This window comes from Aquitalea sp. FJL05 (genome assembly GCF_003852595.1).
Classification (GTDB): Bacteria; Pseudomonadota; Gammaproteobacteria; order Burkholderiales; family Chromobacteriaceae; genus Aquitalea; species Aquitalea aquatilis.
Genome location: NZ_QAJS01000002.1, coordinates 90385 through 109725, shown reverse-complemented (window position 1 = coordinate 109725; position 19341 = coordinate 90385). Strand labels below are relative to the sequence as shown.

Genomic DNA, 19341 nt, shown 5'->3' with positions numbered 1-19341 from the left:
TCATGGCGCAAACCCTTGCTCCGGGAAGCGATGTCATCGTGGTGGGTGCTGGTGTGGTCGGCATCGCCATTGCCCTGCAATTACAACTGGCCGGCTTTGGCGTGACGCTGCTGGACCGTGGCGAACCGGCCATGGAAACCAGTTATGGCAATGCCGGTGCCTTTGCCATCAGCGATGTGATTCCGTTGGCCGAACCGGGCGTCTTGCGCAAGGTGCCGGGCTGGATGCTGGACCCGCTGGGGCCACTGGCCTTGCGCTGGCGCTATCTGCCCAGCCTGATGCCGTGGTTGCTGCGCTTTCTGGCGGCCAGCCGGCCCGGCCGGGTCGCCGCGCTTACCCGCGATCTGTCCGCCTTGCTGGGCCGGGTGAATGCGGACTATGCCGTGCTGATCGGAAAGGCCGGGCTGGAGCACATGTGGCAGCGCCACGGCAATCTGACGCTTTACCGCAATCAGCAGGAATTCGACGCGGCCCTGCCAGCCTGGGAGGAAAAGCGTCGCCACGGTGTGCAGTGGCAGGCGCTGTCGGGCAGTGCGCTGGCCAAGCGCGAGCCCTTGCTGGCCGAGGAATGGCAATGCGCAGTGCGGGTGCCGGGCTGGTCGCATGTGGACGATCCCTACTTGTTCAGCCGTGGCCTGTTCGATGCCTTCGTCCACGCCGGTGGGCGCTTTGTGCAGGACGAGGTGCTGCGCACCCTGGGTGACACGCACGGTGTGCACGGTGTGGAGACTGCCGGTAATGGCCAGTTGTCTGCGGCGGTTGTGGTGATTGCCTGCGGCGTGTGGAGCGACCGTTTTACCCGTCAGCACCAATACCGCGTGCCGCTGGAAAGCGAGCGCGGCTATCACGTCAATCTGCCGCATGCCGGGGTGAAACTGCATCACTTCATCCAGTGTGCCAGCGAGAGCTTTGTCATCCTGCCCATGGCTGATGGCGGCCTGCGGCTGGCGGGCACGGTGGAGCTGGCGCACCGCGATGCCCCGGCGGACTGGCGGCGCGCGCACATCCTATTGGACAAGGCCCGGCGCATTGTCGGCGACTTTTCTACCGAAGGCATGACGGTGTGGATGGGCAATCGCCCCTCGCTGCCGGATACCCTGCCCATCATCGGCCCGGCACCCGCTCAGGCCGGGCTGTGGTTTGCCACTGGTCATGGCCATCTGGGCCTCACTCTGGCGGCCACTACCGCCGTGCTGTTATGCGACATGTTGCAAGGGCACAGCCCGGCACTGGATATGCAGCCCTACCGGATGTCTCGTTTTTGATCCTGTCACGCACCGGCGCAGACCGGTCATGACGGGGGAGCAGTAGAGGGGAGGGCCGGCTGGCTTTCCTTGACAAGAGCAACCGGCAAAACCGCCGCCTCCTGTCTTGCATCGCCAGTGCTGTTGGCTGGGGTGATGCAACGGGTGTGTCGGCTTGTGCTGGTCAATCAAAAAGCAGCATCAAAGGAGAAGTGACATGGTTCGGAACAAACTGTTTGCAGAAATGAACTGGGTGGTGGCGCTGGGCGGCATGATGGTGCCCTTTGTCATGGCTGCCGCCCATGCTGACACGGTGGTGAAAATCGGCTTTTCTTCGCCGCTGTCCGGTCCGCAGGCCCATTACGGCAAGGACAATGAAAATGCCACCAAAATGGCGATTGACGACATCAACGCCAAAGCTCTGCTGGTGGGCGGGCAGAAAATCAAGTTCGAGCTGGTGTCCGAAGACGACCAGGCCGACCCGCGTGTCGGCACCCAGGCCGCGCAGCGGCTGGTTGATGCCGGGGTCAAAGCCGTGATCGGCCACTTCAACTCCGGGGTGTCGATTCCGGCTTCGCGCATTTATTCGGAGGCGGGCATTCCGCAGCTGTCGGTGTCCACCAACCCGGCCTATACCCAGCAAGGCTACAAAACCACCTTCCGCCTGGTGGGCAGCGACAGCCAGATTGGCGGCTCGCTGGGCCAGTTCGCCGTCAAAACGCTGAAGGCCAAGAGCATTGTGGCGATTGACGACCGCACGGCCTACGGCCAGGGCATTGCCGATGAGTTCGTCAAGGCGGTGACCGCCAATGGCGGCAAAGTGCTGCGCCGCGAATTCACCTCGGACAAGGCTACCGATTTTACCTCCATCCTCACTGCGGTGAAGGCGGTCAATCCGGAAGTCATCTTCTATGGCGGGGCCGATGCCCAGGCCGCGCCGATGGCCAAGCAGCTCAAGCGCCTGGGGCTGAAAGCCAAGCTGATGGGGGGTGACATGATGAACACGCCCACCTTTATCCAGCTGGCAGGTGCGGACGCTGTCGGGCATTACTCGGCCGTGGCGGGTGGCATTCTGTCCGCCCGTCCGGCTGGCAAGGAGTTTGAACGCCGCTACAAGGAGCGTTTCCATCAGGACGTGGTCTTGCTGGGGCCGCAGTTTTACGACGGTGTGATGCTGGTGGCCGAGGCCATGAAGCAGGCTGGCTCGGTGGAACCGGCCAAATACCTGCCCAAGCTGGCAGCCATTCGCTACAGCGGCGTGACGGCAGATTTTGCCTTTGCCCCCAATGGCAATCTGCTCAAGGCACCGGTCACCCTGTCGGTGGTCAAGAACAATGCCTGGGCAGTGCAGGCCGTGGTGCGCTAGGCGTCGCAGCTTCTTCTGTTTTCCCCGCAGTTCTCATCAGTCTCATGCTTGGGCTGGCTGCCATCTGGCAGGCCAGCCGTTTTTTATGGACAGAGAGGCAGCAAAAAGGCCATCCCGTGGGATGGCCTTACCGAGGCTGGTGCTGGTTTACAGATCGCCGCCGGTTTCCAGAATGAAGCTGGCCTTGGCGTCCTGGCCCAGTTGCTGCACCAGATAAGGCAGCACTTCTTTCAAGGTTTCCGGCAGGGTCCACGGCGGATTCAGCAGGAACATGCCGCTACCGTACATGCCAAAGCCGTCGGCAGATGGCGCTTGTACGTGCAGCTCGGCGCGCAGCCAGCTCTTGGCCGGCAGCTTTTTCAGCTCTTTGGGCAGTTCTTTCATCTCGGCGCGCTGCAGGCAGGGGTACCACACGGCGTAGATGCCGGTGGCAAAACGCTTCAGGCCTTCCTTGAGCGCCGTCACCACGTGCTGGTAGTCACGCTTGTCTTCGTAGGGCGGGTCAATCAGCACCAGGCCCCGGCGCGGTGGCGGCGGCAGGATGGCCTTGATGCCTTCAAAGCCATTGGCCTGTTGCAGCTGGGTACGGCGCGGATGGCCGCCGAAGTTCTGTTCCAGCAACTGGAAATCCGTAGGGTGCAGCTCGAATAGGCGCAGCTTGTCGCTTTGCGGCATCACCGCAGCGGCACACCAGGGGGAGCCGGGGTAGAAACGCAGTTCGCCATCCGGGTTCATCTCGCGTACCACGTCCACATAGGCGGCTACGGCGGGCGGCAGGTCGCTACGGTCCCACAGGCGGGCAATGCCGCTCAGGTATTCGGCATTCTTGGCGGCATAGCCTTCGTGCAGGGCATAGCCACCGGCTCCGGCGTGGGTATCGATATACCAGTAGGGCTTGTCTTTCTGGCCCAGGTAATCCAGGACGGCAATTTCAATCAGGTGCTTGAGCACGTCGGCGTGGTTGCCGGCGTGAAAGGCGTGGCGATAACTCAGCATGCATCAGCTTTCTAAGACAATGGCGGCATTGTAGCGGATTTGGGATCGCTTCAGACGGCGGGCAGCCAGTTGGCGGGGATGGCCTGCTCCCAGCCCAGCGCGCGCACCACGCTGGCAAAATCATCAGCCAGAGGGCAGGTCAACTGGATGGCTGCACCAGTCGCCGGGTGGGTGATCTGCATCTCCATGCAGGCCAGCAGCATGCGCTGGCTGCCAAAGTGCTCGGCAAACATGCGGTTGTGCACGCCTTTGCCATGGGTAGCGTCACCAATGATGGGGTGGGCGATATGCTTCATGTGGCGGCGCAACTGGTGGCGGCGGCCGGTGAGTGGCGACAGCTCCACCAGGGCGTAACGGCTGCTGGGGTAGCGGTCCACGGCAATCGGCAGCTCCACCGTGGCTATGCGGCGGTAGTCGGTTTGTGCTTCTTGCGGGCCTTGTTCCACCTTTTCGCCCAGCCAGGCCAGGTCATCCACCCGCCGGCTGAGGGCATGGTCGATATGGCCGGCCTCGGCCGGATGGCCACGCACCACGGCCAGGTAGCGCTTGCTCACTTCCTGGCGTTCGAATTGCCAGCTCATTTCACGGCTGCTGTCTTTGTCCAGGGCAAACAGCAGTACGCCGGAGGTGCCCTTGTCCAGCCGGTGTACCGGGTAGACGCGCTGGCCAATCTGGTCACGCAATAGCTGGATGGCAAAGCGGGTTTCGTGACGATCCAGCTCGGAGCGGTGCACCAGCAGGTTGGACGGCTTGTGGATGGCGATCAGCTGCTGGTCGCGGTAGAGAATGGGTAGCATGGCGGTGTTGATGAGGCGAAGGCCGCGATTGTAGGACTTTGCCGTCGGCTTGGATATGTGCAAGGCGCTGCCGTGGCCGAATTGCGACAGCTGGGCGGGTAGATTTTTCCTGCATTTGCCATTGACAGCGACTTCTTGCGCTTGCTGCAGGAAAACGTCATATTTTGTGATCCGGTCATGCATGTAGGCATAAATTTGCTGCGTGCTGCGGTTTTTTAGCGCCGGATCATTGCGATTGCTGCCCCCCAATTACCAGCTTTGCGACAAGGTATTTCAAAGTGGAGAGGAAATTGTTTACAGTCAATTTCCCGGTCATTACAATTCGCCGCGCCCACCATGATGAAACTCTGCGTTGCAGCCTGGCGCACTGACATTCGGTGGCGCACCTGCAGGCCCGTGGCCTGACAGAGAGCCAATCCGGAAGTAGGGGCTTCCCGATGTTGCATGAACAGGCTAGCGTCCGCTCGTGCATGTTGACCAACAAAACCAAGAGTTCCAGATATGACCATCCAACTGAAACGAGCAAGCGTTGCCGTAGGCCTGTCCATGCTGGCCGGCGTCACCTTTGCCAAAGACTTCACCCCGGCTGTGATCTACGATCAGGCCGGCAAGTTTGACAAGAGCTTCAACGAAGCGGCGTTCAATGGCGCAGAGCGTTTCAAGAAGGAATTCAAGATCAGCTATCGTGAGGGCACCATTGCCTCCGAAGCACAAAAGGAACAGCTGCTGCGCAATCTGGCGCGCAAGGATGCCGACCTGATCGTTTCCGTCGGCTTCTCCTTTACCCAGGCGGTGGAAACCGTGGCCAAGGAATTTCCCAAGGTGAAATTCACCATCATCGATTCCGTGGCCAAGGGTCCGAACGTACAGAGCATCGTGTTCAAGGAACAGGAAGGCTCCTTCCTGGTGGGCATGGCCGCTGCCATGGCATCCAAGTCCGGCAAGGTAGGTTATATCGGTGGCATGGATGTGCCGCTGATCCGCGCCTTTGGCTGTGGCTATGTACAGGGTGCCAAGTATGCCAACAAGAAGGCTGAAGTCATCCAGAACATGACCGGCACCACGCCGCAGGCCTTCAACGACCCGGCACGCGGTACCGAGCTGGCCAAGAGCCAGTTTGATCGCGGCGTCGACGTGGTATTCGCTGCTGCCGGTGGCACCGGCCTGGGCGTGCTGCAGGCCGCCAAGACCGCCAATAAACTGTCCATCGGCGTCGACAGCAACCAGAACCACCTCTACCCCGGCTATGTGCTGACCTCCATGGTCAAGCGCGTGGACAATGCCGTGTACGATACTTTCAAGTCCGCCCGCGACGGCAGCTGGAAGCCGGAAGTCAAAGTCATGGGCCTCAAGGAAGGCGGCGTGGACTGGGCGCTGGACAGCAATAACCGCAAGCTGATTTCCGCCGACATGGAAAAGAAAATCGGCGCCGCCAAGAAGGACATCATCAGTGGCAAGCTCAGCGTGGTCGACTACCGCGCCAGCAACAGCTGCCCGGTGAAGTAAGTCTTTAGATCATCTTTTCCCGGCTGCGGCCCGGGAGGACTGCAGGCACGATGGCTCTGGCTATCGTGCCTGTTTGATTCTGGCGAGGCCGCCGACCGGATTTATGGAAAATCGGGAAAATACCGGCATGACTGATTTCGCCATCGAGCTGAACGGCATCTGCAAGCGCTTCGGCACAGTGCAGGCCAATCGCGATGTATCAATGAACATCGCCAAGGGCTCCATACACGGCATCATCGGCGAGAACGGCGCGGGTAAATCCACCCTGATGAGCATTCTGTACGGCTATTACCAGGCCGACAGCGGCAGCATCGCGGTGGATGGCAAGACCGTGCGCATCCGCAACAGCCAGGAAGCCATCCGGCTGGGCATCGGTATGGTCCATCAGCATTTCATGCTGGTGGACAACTTCACCGTGCTGGAAAACATCGTGCTGGGTGCCGAAGGCGGCCTGCTGCTCAAAGAGGGCATGGCCAAGGCGCGCGAACACCTGCAGGCGCTGAACCGCGACTACTCGCTGGAGGTTGATCCGGACGCCATCGTTGGCGAGCTGGGTGTTGGCCTGCAGCAACGGGTGGAAATTCTCAAGGCGCTGTACCGCGGGGCCGACGTACTGATTCTGGACGAGCCCACGGCCGTGCTGACACCGCAGGAGGCCGATCACCTGTTCTGCATCCTGCGTGCGCTGCGCGAGCAGGGCAAGACGGTCATCCTGATCACCCACAAGCTGCGCGAGGTGATGGACATTACCGATGCCGTCAGCGTGATGCGTGCCGGTACGGTGGTGGGCAATGTGCGCACGGCGGATGTCGACAAGGAAAAACTGGCCGACCTGATGGTGGGGCGCAAAGTCACGCTGAAAGTGGACAAGGCCGAGCGCGAACCGGGGGCGGCCGTGCTGGACGTGCGCCAGCTGTGCCTGACCGATGAGCGTGGCGTCAAGCTACTGGATGGCTTGAATTTTCAGGTGCGCGCCGGCGAGATCGTCGGCATTGCCGGGGTGTCTGGCAATGGTCAGTCCGAGCTGCTGGAAGTGCTGGCGGGCATGCTGGAGCCGACTTCCGGTGAAATCCGCTATCAGGGTGCGGATCTGCTGCAGGAAAAATCCACACAGCCGCGGGCCGCTCTGTATCGCAAAAAGGGCATTGCCCATGTGCCGGAAGACCGTTCGCGTGAAGGCCTGGTGAAGTCCTTTGCCATGTTCGAGAACGCCATTCTCGGCTATCACGACGACAAGCGCATCAGCAAGGGCGGGCTGTTTTCACGCCAGGCACTGCTGGCGCGCACGCGTGATTTCATCCGCCAGTTCGATATCCGTCCGGACAACGCCCAGCTGCGTGTGGGTTTGCTGTCGGGTGGCAATCAGCAAAAAGTGGTGCTGGCGCGCGAGATTCACGCCAACCCGGACTTGCTGTTGATCGGCCAGCCGACGCGTGGCGTGGACATCGGCGCCATCGAGTTCATTCACAAACGGTTGGTGGAGCTGCGCGATGCCGGCAAGGCCATCTTGCTGGTGTCGGTGGAGCTGGAGGAAATTCTGGCCTTGTCCGACCGCATTCTGGTGATGGCCGGCGGGCAGATTAGCGGCGAAGTGGCGGCCAGGGATGCCGACACCATTTCGCTGGGTTTGTTGATGGGGGGGCACAAACATTGAAATTCGGACAACCGTCCACATTGCCGCGCTGGGCTCAGCTGACTGTGCTGCCGGCATTGAATCTGCTGGCCGCCTTGCTGGTGACTGGCTTCGTGACCTGGATGATAGGCGAAGATCCGTGGGAATGCCTGCAATTGCTGGTAAGCGGTGCCTTCGGCAGTGGTGAAGGCATCGGCTATACGCTGTTCTACACCACCGGTTTCATTTTTACCGGGTTGGCGGTGGCCACTGCTTTTCATGCCGGGCTGTTCAATATCGGTGGCGAAGGGCAGGCCTATCTGGCTGGCCTGGGGGTGACGCTGGTGGTGCTGGCTTTTGATCACACCCTGCCGCCCTTGGTGCTGGTGCCGCTGTGCATCCTGGCCGCCATGGGCTTTGGTGCGGCCTGGGCCTTTATTCCAGGCTGGCTGCAGGCGCGGCGTGGCAGCCATATTGTGGTCACCACCATCATGTTCAACTTCATCGCCTATTCGCTGATGTTGTATCTGATCGGTCATCACCTGATCGAAGCCGGTTCGCAAAACCCTACCACCCGCGAGTTTGGCCAGGCCGCGTGGATTCCGGCCATTCATCAGGTGGCTGCCGGCATGGGCATCAGCCTGCCCAGCACGCCGCTGAACCTGACCTTTGTCATGGCGCTGCTGGCCTGCGGCCTGTTTTACCTGCTGGTGTGGCATAGCCGCTGGGGCTTCCAGTTGCGTACGGTGGGCGTGAACGAGAGTGCAGCACGCTATGCCGGCATCAGCGTCAGCAAGACCATCATTCTGGCCATGTGTGTGTCCGGCGCCTTGTCCGGCTTCGCCGCTGTCAACGAGCTGCTGGGTTCCACCCACCGCATGAATGTGTCCTTTACCAATGGTGTCGGCTTTGTCGGCATTGCCGTGGCGCTGATGGGGCGCAACCATCCGGTGGGCATCATCCTGTCGGCCCTGCTGTTTGGCGGCCTGACGCAGGGCGGGCTGGAGCTGTCGTTTGAAAAACCGGTGATTACCCGCGAAATGATCATCTTCATCCAGGGCCTGATCATCCTGTTCTGCGGCGCGCTGGAAAACCTGTTCGAGCCGTTTATCGCAGGCCTGTTCAAGCGCAAGGAGGACAAATAATGGAACAGTTGTTCAGCTTGCTGGACTCAACCATCCGGGTGGCTACGCCGCTGGTACTGGCGGCGCTGGCCGGCATGTTCTCCGAGCGCTCCGGCGTGGTGGATATCGGCCTGGAAGGCAAGATGCTGGTGGCGGCTTTCGCCGCTGCCGCCGCCGCCTTTGTTACCCATTCGCCCTGGCTGGGTCTGCTGGCCGGCATCATGGCTTCGGTCAGCCTGGCCATGGTGCATGCCTTTGTCTCGGTCACCTATAACGGTAATCAGCTGATCTCCGGCATGGCCATCAACACCATTGCCTCTGGTATTACGCCGGTACTGGGGCTGGCCTGGTTTCAGCAGGGCGGCAATACCCCGCAGTTGGATGATGACTCACGCTTCCACGACATCAGCCTGCCGTTTGCCGATGCCCTGTCGAATGTGCCGGTCATCGGCCATCTCTATAGCAAGCTGCTGTCCGGGCACAGCATTCTGGTCTATCTCACCGTACTGATCATCCCTGTGGTGAGCTGGGTGGTGTATCGCAGCCGCTTTGGCCTGCGTCTGCGTGCGGTTGGCGAGAACCCGCATGCGGCCGATACCGCTGGGGTGTCGGTGGCTCGGGTGCGTTATATCGCCTTGTTCTGGGGTGGCGTGCTGTGTGGGGTAGCCGGTACTTTCCTGTCGGTATACCAGACCGGTAGCTTCATCAAGGAAATGACCGCCGGCAAGGGCTTTCTGGCACTGGCGGCACTGATTTTCGGCAAATGGCGTCCGCTGCCGGCAGTGTTGGGCTGTCTGTTGTTTGCCTTTGCCGATGCCCTGCAAATCCGGCTGGAAGGGGTGGATCTGCCCATTGTCGGCCAGATTCCCTCGCAGGCCATCCAGGTCATTCCTTATGTGCTGACGGTATTGCTGCTGGCTGGCTTTGTCGGTCGTGCCGTGGCACCGAAGGCCATTGGCGTGCCGTTTGTAAAGTCACGCTAGGCAGTGAAATCGGCCCATCAAGTGGGCTGCAGAAAAAACCGGCTCTGGCCGGTTTTTTTACGTCTCATGCTGTGGGGGTACTGTCGACGGGTCGAATTGTGTGCTGAATTGCACTACAACAAGGGGTGTGCACCAGCCGGCCTGGGCGCTGATGGGCAAATGACAATAAACAAGGCTGCAGCAGTCAGCCGAATCCGGGGGAATGGTATGTGGCTGGCCGTGCTGACACTGGTCCTGGTGGGATGTACTGTCGCCGCACTGGCCGGCCTGCTGGGTGGTGCGCTGCGCCAGCATGATCCCGATGCCTTGGTCGGGCAGGGCATGCCGCCGGGTGACAGTGTGCTCGGCAAGGTGGCCGCCACCCGCAAAGCGCGTGATGACTCCTGGAGCCGCCGCCCCTGGCCTTACATCCGTGACCGGCTGACCTTTCCACCGCTGGATATCCCGGCGGTCATCCTGCATAGCACCATCACCCCCGGCAAGTGCTACCGCGTCGATCCCGCCACGCTGACCTGTACTTGCAGCTATTTCCTGCTGCGTGGATCAAGCGCGGCCATCGGTAGCAAGGAAAGACTTTGTCGCCATCTGCGCAAGGTGTACGCCGAGCGCGGCACACTGCCGGCCGTGGTCAATATGGTGCTGCTGGATGATGTTCATTTTTGCGAGACCGACCAGTTATGGTCGGGCGAGGTGGAGGGGGTGCCGGTGGCCATCGCCTGGCGCGAAGGCGACCCGTGGGTCACCATCTACACCCGCAGTAATGCACTCAATCAGTCGCCGGAATTCCAGCGCTACAACTTTCACCTTGATCATGCCAGCTGGTCAGATAGCCGCGCCCCCAAGTACAACGCAACTGCTATCCGCCAGATGCTGGCCGACTGGTTTGGCGACCGCAAACTGATGGCCTGAGCTGTGCTCAGCGCTTTCTCAGTGCTACCCGCATCGCTGCCCGTCGATTGGCCGGTAATTTGTCGACGTAGTTGATGGCCGTTTGGTCGTATTTGTCGGTTTCATCCAGCGATGCGCCATGCGCAACAAGAGAGGCGACGATGGCCGGTGAGGACTCAAGCACCGCAATCATCAGTACGGTGATCCCGCTTGTGCGTGTATATGCATTGACGTCTGCACCCTTGGTGATCAGATCCTCGACGATGCCAATATCCTTGGACTGTACCGCGTAAAACAATGGTGTGCGGCCATCGTAGCCATCGACATTGGCATCCGCACCGGCCTGCAGCAGCACTTGTACCGCAGCGCGATTATGGCCTTCTATCGCATAAACCAATGCCGGCCTGGAAATATCGTCCAGCGATTGGTCAAGCTCACAGTGATGGTTCTTGATGTAGCTAACCACAGCGGATGCGTCGGCATGGCGCAGCAGTTGTTGCCAGTCTTCTTTGTTGCACGCTGCAATGGTTTGTTGTGTGAGCAGCAGCATGCCAATGCTAAGCAGGCATCTATTCGAATAGTTTTTTACGTACGGCATCTAAAGTGTCACCATCAAGTCCGCCAAGCGTAGTTCTGTTTCCTGGTCATTCAGTTTGTAAGTGAAATGTCAGTAGCTCAGTCCACGCCTGTTTACTGCACCTTGTACACATTGGATGACAGTTGCAGCGTGGCATCAAAAGTGACTGGGGGGCGGTGCGGGTGGACTTTCAATACGGCATCTACCCGAAAGCGCAGGTGCCTTTCCATTTCGCGTGGCGCATCCAGATTGACGCGCACCCTTGAAAGCCGGGGCTCGTGCGTTTCAATGGCGCGTCGCAATTGCTCGCGCAGCAGCTCCCGGTCATCCGGGTTCAACAGGCTGATGCCGCTAAGATCCGGAATCCCAAAACGCAGCATGCTGTTGCTGGCCAGCGGGTAGGCGTCGAACAAGTCGTCCAGCGGCATGGTGCGGGTGTTGAGCAGGGCTTCAAGATCGCGCGCCAGTGAGCGCTTGAATTGGGCGAGCTCGTAGAGCATGGCTTCGGGCTGGCGCGATCTGTCCGGTTCGTCATCCAGCAGGCGGTCGAGTACGGACGGCTGGATCAGGGCGTGGCGACTAAGAGTGCTCATGTCAGCTGGCAAACAGTTTGCCCAGCTGCTTGGCCAGCAACCAGCGATAGGTCATGAAGATGCCGCTGCCCGCAATCGCCAGCAAGGCGAAGTACAGCCACAAGGGGAGCTCGTGCCGGACAAAGGCCTGAAAACGCTGCGGCAGTTGGGCATTAGGAGAGAATTCTGCTTTCCCGCCACGTACTTGCTGAATTTCCTGCGCCAGTTTGTGGGTCAGGTAGCCCAGCTTTTCTTCGCCCTCCAGCAGATATTTGCCTTGAAAGCCCAGCAGCAGGCAGCTGTAGAACACTTCTAATGGCTCGATCTGCTGCGCCGGCTCCAGTCGTAATTGTTCCAGTCTGCTGAAAAAACCCTCACCCGCCAGATGTTCGCCAAACAGACGCAACTGCAAGGGCATGCGTTCCCATTCGTCGCGCAAGGGAAAGTCCGATGACAGAATGATTTCATCCATCAGTGCGCAAAAAGCGTATTTGGAGTAGTTGACCGCATTCATATCCTTGTTGAAATTGCGCGCGGTTTTCTCGTATTGCGCCAGGAACTGGTCCACGCGGCGATTGAACTCCACTGCACTGCCGGGAGCATTGCCGTCTTTCAGCAAAAACAGCAGGTAAATGCCGTCTTCCAGCATCTCGCGCAGGCTGGGCGCCGCAGAGGGGGTAACGGCCAGTGGGCGTTCTTGGTTGGGGAGGGCGGTAGTTTGGTTCATGGCCTTATCAACGGAAAACGGCAATCAGCTCTAGTGACAGATTGGCGAGGGTTTGCGGGAGGTAGATGCAGATGCTGCGTGATTGCAGCATGCGGCCAAAAATATCCCCGTGCGGTTCGAGTGCGAAGTAATGGTTGCCAACACGCACCGGCACGGCAGAGGGCGTTTGCGCAGCATGGCTGAGTGCTACGCCACGCAGCGCCGAGTTAAGGATTTTTTCCACATCATCCGGGGCGCCAATCTTGAGTTTGAGCGGCACGCTGTCGATTACCTGGCTGGCTGGCATCTCGCTTTGTACTGACAGGTAGAAATCGACGTTATCCAGTAAGCGGTCGCTTTCCAGTCGGCCAATAAAGAAGGATGGCTTGGGTGAATGCAAGGGAATGATGGTGTAGCGCGCCGAGATGACAGTTTCCAGTAGTTCGCGGATTTGCTGGTCCAGCACCGGCAGTACCAGATGCAGTTGGTCATGCCGGTAGGCGGGAATGTCCGACAAGGTATACAGGGTGGCGAAGGTCTGCAGCTCGCCGCAGAACTCCGCGAGTGCCATATAAAGCTCCTCCGGGTGTAACGGGCTGCTTTGTGACAGATGGCGCAGTCGGGCGAAGTTGCGATTTACCGTATGCAATAGCCAGAAAGAGCTGATGTCAGTTGAACCGTATTCAACAACACTCTTTGATCTTTCTCGGTGGCTATTGCTTAAGGACTGGTTCTTCACTAGCAAAATGTCCAATAGCCGGCGCAACAACTGCTGAATCTCGGTTGAACCTTCTGTAGTAAGAAGAGGAGGAATGAAGCCGGCGCAAATACGCCATTGCCCTGTTGCGTCCTTTTCCAGTTGGCAAAGCGGAACAGATTCGTAGCCGTCACGATTTTCTTCCTCGAACATCAGCTTTACGTCGAGTTCAAGTGTGCTGACATCGGCTTCCAGCGCCTGTGTATACAGATCGGCGATTTCACTGTTGTTGCTGACGAAGCGAGTCGGGCGGTTGAGCGCCTCGCCGTTGCGGGTGTTCCCGCCGTAAGGCTGCAACTGGGCAAGACAGGCGTAGAGGGTGGTCTTGATGCCAAGTTGGGGAATGGTGGCGCACTCTCTGGACAAGGGAAGTGCTGCATTACCTGGTGCCTGGTACAGGGTGCCGTCACGAAACAGCAGCGTCAGGGCATCGATACGCACCATGCCGGCTTTGAGCGCAGTTTCATCAAGCAGCAGATGACTGACTCCCCAGCGATGACGGCCGGAATACTGTAGTAGCTGTGCGCTTTTTTGTTCTAGGAACAAGGACTGTTGCTGGAAATGCTGTGGCCGCAAAAACATGCCTTCGCCCCACAGAACTCTTTTTGCATATTGCATCTTGTGATGACCTTGCATTTGCAACTGAAGATCAATGCGGCGCATTGATTTTTGCAGTGCTTTTAAGGGATTTTACTTAGTAAAAATATCATTTGTCATATTTATGGCAAATGGAATGCGCATAGTGATAATTAAATATTCAATTAATGGACTAATAACAATCGTTGTTAAATTGCAACAGAGCGCAATTATTTGCAGGGTAAATCAACGCCGCTTGCTGGTGCACTCGGCTGGAGGCTGTGATGATTGCCCCGGAATTGCGATGTTCTTGGCGGTCACTGGCAGCAGGTAGCAATCGGCAGCCTTGAAGATTAGTCCACGGCTCTTGATGGCATCGGCGTCAAACAGCAGCCGCCAGTAAGCGGAGTCCGGTTGTCTGAAAAAGCCGACCACGCCGACGTAGCGGGTTTCTTCGCCGATGGTCTCACTGTCGGTCACTGACTTTCCCGGAATCATGGTCAGTTCTTTGCTGGAAATGAGGGTGTTTCCTAGCAGATCCTGCTCTGTTTTCCCGGCCAGCAGGGCATCCATGGTCATCCTGTTGAATGCTTCGGCACTACGCAATTGGTAGATGTGCACTACCACCGATAGCGGTTTTCCTTGTGCATCGCGGTTGAGACCGACGGTGCTTTCCCCGTGGATGGCTATCATTTTTGGGCCGCTGCAGGCGCTCAGCATCAGCGGGATTGCGATGCCTGCCAGCAGGCTTTTGCGATGACTTTTCAAACTAAATGTCATTGGACAATGCTCGTTCCTGATTGAAAAAACCGCATAGCATATTCTATCGGTACTTTTACTAGTGCTTACAGTTATCTTTTCAGCAGAATAAATTACATTATAATATTCTTTTTGCGTATTGTTACATATTGTGATAATACTTTAAATGCAATTATGATTCTCGGGTGTTGATTGTGTCATGCAGATGATTTTTGCCTTGCCGGTACTGGTGGCCTTGCTTGTACTGCTGTTGGCGTGGGTCGGCTGGCGTTACTTCTTGGGCGCGGGTGCGCAGGGGCAGGCTCATCAGCTTCAGGCCTCGCAGGCTGCTGAGGTGGTGCTGTCAAAACCCTTGTTGAGTATGGAGGAAGCGGTTGACTTGAGAACGCTGCCTGCAGGGCCAGTTGCCAGTGCTCAGGTAAAAAGTCCGGTGGTCAATCACAGCTTTCGCTGGTTGCTGCTTCCCTTGTTGTCATTGCCGCTAGTGGGTTTGGGTGTGCTGCTGGTGTTGAATATGGGGCGCTACTATCAGCGGCCGGACTATGTGGCACAGGGCTATGCCCAGGCCGAGCGTATCAAGCAGACGCTGCGGGAAGAAAAACTGGTGCCACCGCCGGCTTTGCCGCCAGCTGCTTTTGTCGACGCCCAAGCAGAGAGGCCTAGTCTGGATATCAATCATGCCAGCCGTGATTGGAGTCGCTTGAATCCGGCTTTCGTGCAAACGGTATTGCATGTGATGGCATCGATGAAAGAGCGTGGTTTTTCCATGGTTTTGCTGGAAGGCTATCGCAGTCCTGAGCGTCAGAATGCGCTGGCAGGACAAGGCAATCATGTGACCCAGGCCAAAGGCGGGGAGAGCAAGCATCAATACGGTTTGGCCGTCGATCTGGCCCCGATCCGTAATGGCAAAGTGGTGATATCCGAGCGTGATCCGTGGGCCATGCAAGCGTATCAAGCCTTGGGTGAGGAGTCGCAAGCAGCCGGCCTTACCTGGGGTGGTAATTGGAGTTTCAAGGATTTTGGCCATATCGAACAGACAGGCTCGATTCGAGCTTTGCTGGCTAAAAAATAGCCCTTCTTTTAATTTTTGCTAAGTGATGGTTATGCAAGGTTGGCTTCGGCACGGAAAAGTGGCATCGGCAATCGGTTTTCTGATTCTGATTGCTCTGATTTGGTTTATCGGTCCCTGGATGGGTCTGGCTTCGCAGGAAGCTCGCCTCGGCTGGATTCTCGGGGTAATGCTGCTATGGGTGTTGAGCTTGCTGGTGGGGCAGATGCTGACTCGCCGCGCGGGTGGCTTACTGGAAAAGATGCTGCGCAAGCAAGCCGATGACGCGGTAATTGGTGCCGATGCCGGCAAGCGGGCCGAGGTGACGATGCTGCGGCAGAAGCTGCTGGCGGCTGTGGATACCCTGAAAAAGTCCAAGCTTGGCAGCAGCAGTGGTAGCGCAGCGTTATACGAACTGCCTTGGTACATGATTATCGGCCACCCTGCTGCCGGCAAGAGTTCGGCGATTCTGCAGTCTGGGCTCACTTTTCCGTTTAGCGATAAGAGTGGCATCCAGGGGGTGGGTGGAACGCGCAATTGCGATTGGTTCTTCTCCACCGAAGGGGTGTTGCTGGATACCGCCGGCCGTTATGCGACGCATACCGAAGATCGCGTGGAGTGGCTGGAATTCCTCAAGTTATTGAAAAAGTACCGGGCCAAGGCACCGGTAAATGGCATCCTGATCGCCATCAGCCTGCCCGAGTTGGCTCAGCATAATAGTGAAGGCTTCGCTACCTACGCTCGGCAGATTCGCGAGCGTATTCATGAAATGTGCAATACCTTCGGTGCACAGGTGCCTGTGTATCTGATGTTTACCAAGCTGGATTTGCTGGGTGGTTTTGGCCAGTTTTTCCTGGATGCTGACGACGAAGCGCGTGCCCAGGTATGGGGTGCCACCTTGTCTGCAGAGCAGGGTAATGGTTTCGATGTCGGCACTGTCGTGGCACAGCAGTTTGAATTACTGTACCGCGGCCTGGTTCAGCTTGGAGAAGACAAGCTGGTGCAGTATCGCGGCAGCCAGGTGAAGCCTGCCCACTTTGCTTTTCCGATTGAGTTTCATGGGCTTAAGCCGGCCGTTGTCAAATTCATCAAGCTGTTGCATGAAGAAGATCCCTATCACGCACGGCCGCTGTTGCGCGGCTTTTACTTCACCAGTGCACTGCAGGAAGGTGTGCCGCGCATCGTGGCCGCCAATCGCGTGCAGGGCCAGTTTGATCTCAGCCCTTTGAGCAAGGACGCCAAACAGCCTCCGTCTTCGTACAGTTTTTTCTTGCGCGACTTCTTTCGCGATGTCCTTTTCCCGGATCAGCATCTGATTTCACGGCAGACCGCACCCGGTGGCGGGCGTTTGCGCATGGCCATGATGGGTATTGGTGTATTGCTGTTGGCGGGACTGGCCGGGGTATGGTCGTGGACCTATATCGGCAACCAGCGGCTGATCGAACAAATCGCGGCTGAGCGTGTTGAAGCCGGCAAATTGGCGGCTAGTGGCCAGCTGTATAATAAATTGAAGTCTTTGCAGCTGCTGCAGCAACGTCTGGAAGAGTTGCAGGCTTATCGCAAGAATGGCGCGCCGTGGCAGCTTGCCTGGGGGCTGTACCAGGGCGATGCGCTGGAAGCCGGGCTGCGTGCTGAGTATTTTGCTGGTTTGAAGCAAGTGATGTTGCAACCGGTACAGCGCAATCTGGAAGCCACTCTGGTGGCCTACAAACCGCAAGCGGAAGCTGCGCCTGTTGTTGTTAAGCCCGTGCCAGTGGTCACCGATATGCCCAAGCCCGTGGCAAAACCGCCAGTCAAGCCCAAACCGCGTCCGCCGCGCCATGGCAACAGCCTGCCCAATATCAAGTTGAGCGCGCTGGACTGGTCACAGAAAGCGACTGCTGCCGAGAGTTCCAGCCCTACCGCAGAAGCTGTGCCGGCCACGACCACAAACAATCAGTCGCGCCAGCTCGATGCCGGCTACAACGCACTGAAAACCTATCTGATGCTGCATGATCACAAGCGTATGGATGAGGCGCATCTGATTGACCAGATTCCGCGTTACTGGCGGCCCTACCTGGAAAGTCAGCATGGGCAGTATTCCGTGGACGAGGTCATGGGTGTGGCCGAGAAACTGGTGGCATTTTATGTCAGCCAGATCCACGAACCCGACCTGCCGGTCATCGAAAACAACGCTCAGGTCGTCTCCGCTGCACGTGAAGTGCTACGGGGCTCTTACAAGCATCTTTCTGCCGAAGAGCGGGTCTACAACGAAATTCGCGCTCGCGCCAATACCCGCTTTGCCCCTTTGACGGTTGCCCGCATCCTTGATAATCGCGATCTGGACATCATGGCCAGTAGCCAAATGGTTGAAGGTGCGTTTACCAGAGAAGCCTGGAATACCTACGTCAAAACTGCGATAGATGAGGCGAGCAAGGGCGAAATCCGTGGTGATGACTGGGTGTTGGCCTCCTCGATTCAGGACAATCTGGGGCGTGATGGCAATATCGAGAAAAACCGTGCAGCCTTGATGGCGCTTTATCGTGCTCAATATATCGCGGCCTGGAAAAAATTCTTGCCGGGTGTCACCACGCGCGACTTTACCAGCCCGGCGCAATCGGCATCGGCATTGACTCGCCTGGCAGACAAGCAAAACTCGCCAGTGAAGCTGATTCTGGCGCGTGCCGCAGTGGAGACGGCCTGGGATAACCCGTCAGAACTGAATCGCTCGCTGGAAAATGCCAAGCAATCGGTGTTGGAGAAAACAGCCGATTTCATCAAGGGTAATGACGGGCAGACTCAGCCCAAAACCGACAAGCAATATGGCGAGGTAGGGCAGGTGTTTGCCGGGGTAGCCTTGCTGGTCAAGGGGGATAATCCGCCCATCAATGGCTATCTTGATCAACTGGCCAAGCTCAAGGCCAAGCTGGCGGGAATTGCATCTACCGACGAACCCGGTCCGCAGGCTCGCAATACCCTGCAAGCCACGCTGAATGGGTCTGGCTCGGAATTGGCCGATACAACGTCCTATATCGACAACTCCCTGCTCAGCCAGGTGCCGGCTGACACTGCCGCAATGGTACGTCCGATGCTGATCCGGCCGTTGTCGCAGTCCTATTCGGCCATCCTCACCCCGGCACAGCAGGATATCAACCAAGCCTGGGCGAATGAGGTATTGCCGCAATGGCGTCAGCTGGCCAGCAAGTATCCCTTCAGTGATTCCAGCACCACGGCCTCCGTTGCCGAGATCAACCGCTTTGTCAAAGCCAATGATGGCGTGCTGGACAAGTTCATCAACAAGTATCTGAACGGTTTGGTGCAGCGTAAGGGTGACACTTTGGTGCCGCGTGCCTGGGGGAATCAGGGCATGCGCTTCAACCCGGAGTTCCTCACCAGCGTTGGTCGCCTCAGCTCATTGGCAAGTAACCAGTTGCAGGATGGTGAAAACAGCCGTTTCGAATTGCAGCCACAGCCAACGCCGGGACTGTCCGATATTTCTTTCGTGATTGACGGCCAGGAGCTGCGCTATCGCAACGGACCACAGACATGGCAGCCGTTTACCTGGCCGGGCAGCGATGCCGGCGGCGGTGCACGCATTCAGGTGGTGTCCTACAGCGGGGCGGTCAGTGTCATTGCCAATCAGTCTGGCCGCATGGGTCTGATGCGTTTGTTAGCCAGTGCCAAAGTAACGCAGGACAACCCTGATATGGCCCAGTTGAGCTGGTCTGCCGGCAAGGCTGCCGATGGCCAGTCCGTTCATTTCAATTTCCGTATGGTCGGTGGAGTCAACCCTTTGCAATTGATCAAACTATACAAATTGACGCTGCCCGAGCGTGTGACCTTGTAACAGG

General features: G+C 58.1%; 16 protein-coding genes. 9 read left to right on the top strand and 7 right to left on the bottom strand.

The annotated features are described in order from the left end of the window. Positions 1–2 precede the first annotated feature (2 nt). Both DBR44_RS01970 and DBR44_RS01965 read left to right on the top strand, forming a co-directional pair. Positions 3–1265, top strand: coding sequence for an FAD-binding oxidoreductase (locus DBR44_RS01970; protein ID WP_124641532.1), 1263 nt, complete (start codon positions 3–5; stop codon positions 1263–1265). Between the two features lie 196 nt (positions 1266–1461). Beyond that, positions 1462–2610, top strand: a complete 1149-nt coding sequence (locus DBR44_RS01965; protein WP_124641530.1) for a branched-chain amino acid ABC transporter substrate-binding protein — start codon at positions 1462–1464, stop codon at positions 2608–2610. 147 nt (positions 2611–2757) lie between these two features. Here DBR44_RS01965 and DBR44_RS01960 read toward each other — a convergent pair whose 3' ends face one another. Both DBR44_RS01960 and DBR44_RS01955 read right to left on the bottom strand, forming a co-directional pair. Continuing rightward, positions 2758–3606, bottom strand: a complete 849-nt coding sequence (locus DBR44_RS01960) for a 23S rRNA (adenine(2030)-N(6))-methyltransferase RlmJ (protein ID WP_124641528.1) — start codon at positions 3604–3606, stop codon at positions 2758–2760. A 50-nt stretch (positions 3607–3656) separates the two neighbouring features. After that, positions 3657–4403, bottom strand: coding sequence for a tRNA pseudouridine(65) synthase TruC (locus DBR44_RS01955; protein ID WP_124641526.1), 747 nt, complete (start codon positions 4401–4403; stop codon positions 3657–3659). A 501-nt stretch (positions 4404–4904) separates the two neighbouring features. On the opposite strand from DBR44_RS01955, the gene DBR44_RS01950 reads away from it, so the two are divergent. The 5 genes from DBR44_RS01950 (at position 4905) to DBR44_RS01930 (ending at position 10537) form a co-directional block, all read left to right on the top strand. Next, on the top strand, positions 4905–5909 hold the full coding sequence (locus DBR44_RS01950) for a BMP family protein (protein ID WP_124641524.1): 1005 nt from the start codon (positions 4905–4907) through the stop codon (positions 5907–5909). Between the two features lie 127 nt (positions 5910–6036). Continuing rightward, complete coding sequence (locus DBR44_RS01945) at positions 6037–7563, top strand: ABC transporter ATP-binding protein (RefSeq protein ID WP_124641523.1); 1527 nt, start codon at positions 6037–6039, stop codon at positions 7561–7563. Next, a complete protein-coding gene (locus tag DBR44_RS01940) occupies positions 7560–8666 on the top strand; it encodes an ABC transporter permease (protein WP_168190855.1) in 1107 nt (368 codons plus the stop codon). Before DBR44_RS01945 ends, DBR44_RS01940 begins: the two co-directional genes overlap by 4 nt. Next, entirely contained in the window at positions 8666–9628 is a 963-nt protein-coding gene (locus tag DBR44_RS01935) for an ABC transporter permease (RefSeq protein ID WP_124641521.1), read from the top strand. The genes DBR44_RS01940 and DBR44_RS01935 overlap by 1 nt, the downstream gene beginning before the upstream one ends. A 207-nt stretch (positions 9629–9835) precedes the next feature. After that, positions 9836–10537, top strand: a complete 702-nt coding sequence (locus tag DBR44_RS01930) for a hypothetical protein (RefSeq protein WP_124641519.1) — start codon at positions 9836–9838, stop codon at positions 10535–10537. Between the two features lie 7 nt (positions 10538–10544). Here DBR44_RS01930 and DBR44_RS01925 read toward each other — a convergent pair whose 3' ends face one another. The 5 genes from DBR44_RS01925 to tssJ form a co-directional block, all read right to left on the bottom strand. Continuing rightward, entirely contained in the window at positions 10545–11066 is a 522-nt protein-coding gene (locus DBR44_RS01925; RefSeq protein WP_158613538.1) for an ankyrin repeat domain-containing protein, read from the bottom strand. 140 nt (positions 11067–11206) lie between these two features. Beyond that, positions 11207–11686: a type VI secretion system baseplate subunit TssE gene (gene tssE / locus DBR44_RS01920; RefSeq protein ID WP_124641515.1), complete on the bottom strand. Its 480-nt coding sequence runs from the start codon at positions 11684–11686 to the stop codon at positions 11207–11209. A 1-nt stretch (position 11687) separates the two neighbouring features. Then, a complete protein-coding gene (icmH, locus tag DBR44_RS01915) occupies positions 11688–12392 on the bottom strand; it encodes a type IVB secretion system protein IcmH/DotU (protein ID WP_124641513.1) in 705 nt (234 codons plus the stop codon). Between the two features lie 7 nt (positions 12393–12399). Beyond that, complete coding sequence (tssK, locus tag DBR44_RS01910) at positions 12400–13791, bottom strand: type VI secretion system baseplate subunit TssK (protein ID WP_233578291.1); 1392 nt, start codon at positions 13789–13791, stop codon at positions 12400–12402. A 159-nt stretch (positions 13792–13950) separates the two neighbouring features. Next, positions 13951–14484, bottom strand: a complete 534-nt coding sequence (tssJ, locus tag DBR44_RS01905; RefSeq protein WP_124641511.1) for a type VI secretion system lipoprotein TssJ — start codon at positions 14482–14484, stop codon at positions 13951–13953. A 184-nt stretch (positions 14485–14668) separates the two neighbouring features. On the opposite strand from tssJ, the gene DBR44_RS19695 reads away from it, so the two are divergent. Both DBR44_RS19695 and tssM read left to right on the top strand, forming a co-directional pair. Further along, the gene (locus tag DBR44_RS19695; RefSeq protein WP_233578289.1) at positions 14669–15535 is read left to right on the top strand and encodes a M15 family metallopeptidase; all 867 of its coding nucleotides are present in this window, start codon (positions 14669–14671) and stop codon (positions 15533–15535) included. Positions 15536–15560: 25 nt separating this feature from the next. Then, positions 15561–19337 (top strand): type VI secretion system membrane subunit TssM, encoded by a 3777-nt coding sequence (gene tssM, locus DBR44_RS01895; protein ID WP_124641509.1) that lies wholly within the window; start codon positions 15561–15563, stop codon positions 19335–19337. Positions 19338–19341: the final 4 nt, after the last annotated feature.

Coding starts and splice junctions, on each gene's coding strand:
- DBR44_RS01955 (WP_124641526.1), bottom strand. CDS start 4,403: ATGCTACCCATTCTCTACCGCGACCAGCAGCTGATCGCCATCCACAAG.
- DBR44_RS01970 (WP_124641532.1), top strand. CDS start 3: ATGGCGCAAACCCTTGCTCCGGGAAGCGATGTCATCGTGGTGGGTGCT.
- DBR44_RS01950 (WP_124641524.1), top strand. CDS start 4,905: ATGACCATCCAACTGAAACGAGCAAGCGTTGCCGTAGGCCTGTCCATG.
- DBR44_RS01935 (WP_124641521.1), top strand. CDS start 8,666: ATGGAACAGTTGTTCAGCTTGCTGGACTCAACCATCCGGGTGGCTACG.
- tssM (WP_124641509.1), top strand. CDS start 15,561: ATGGTTATGCAAGGTTGGCTTCGGCACGGAAAAGTGGCATCGGCAATC.
- tssE (WP_124641515.1), bottom strand. CDS start 11,686: ATGAGCACTCTTAGTCGCCACGCCCTGATCCAGCCGTCCGTACTCGAC.
- icmH (WP_124641513.1), bottom strand. CDS start 12,392: ATGAACCAAACTACCGCCCTCCCCAACCAAGAACGCCCACTGGCCGTT.
- tssK (WP_233578291.1), bottom strand. CDS start 13,791: ATGCGCCGCATTGATCTTCAGTTGCAAATGCAAGGTCATCACAAGATG.
- DBR44_RS01930 (WP_124641519.1), top strand. CDS start 9,836: ATGTGGCTGGCCGTGCTGACACTGGTCCTGGTGGGATGTACTGTCGCC.
- DBR44_RS01965 (WP_124641530.1), top strand. CDS start 1,462: ATGGTTCGGAACAAACTGTTTGCAGAAATGAACTGGGTGGTGGCGCTG.
- DBR44_RS01945 (WP_124641523.1), top strand. CDS start 6,037: ATGACTGATTTCGCCATCGAGCTGAACGGCATCTGCAAGCGCTTCGGC.
- DBR44_RS19695 (WP_233578289.1), top strand. CDS start 14,669: ATGATTTTTGCCTTGCCGGTACTGGTGGCCTTGCTTGTACTGCTGTTG.
- DBR44_RS01960 (WP_124641528.1), bottom strand. CDS start 3,606: ATGCTGAGTTATCGCCACGCCTTTCACGCCGGCAACCACGCCGACGTG.
- DBR44_RS01925 (WP_158613538.1), bottom strand. CDS start 11,066: ATGCTGCTGCTCACACAACAAACCATTGCAGCGTGCAACAAAGAAGAC.
- tssJ (WP_124641511.1), bottom strand. CDS start 14,484: ATGACATTTAGTTTGAAAAGTCATCGCAAAAGCCTGCTGGCAGGCATC.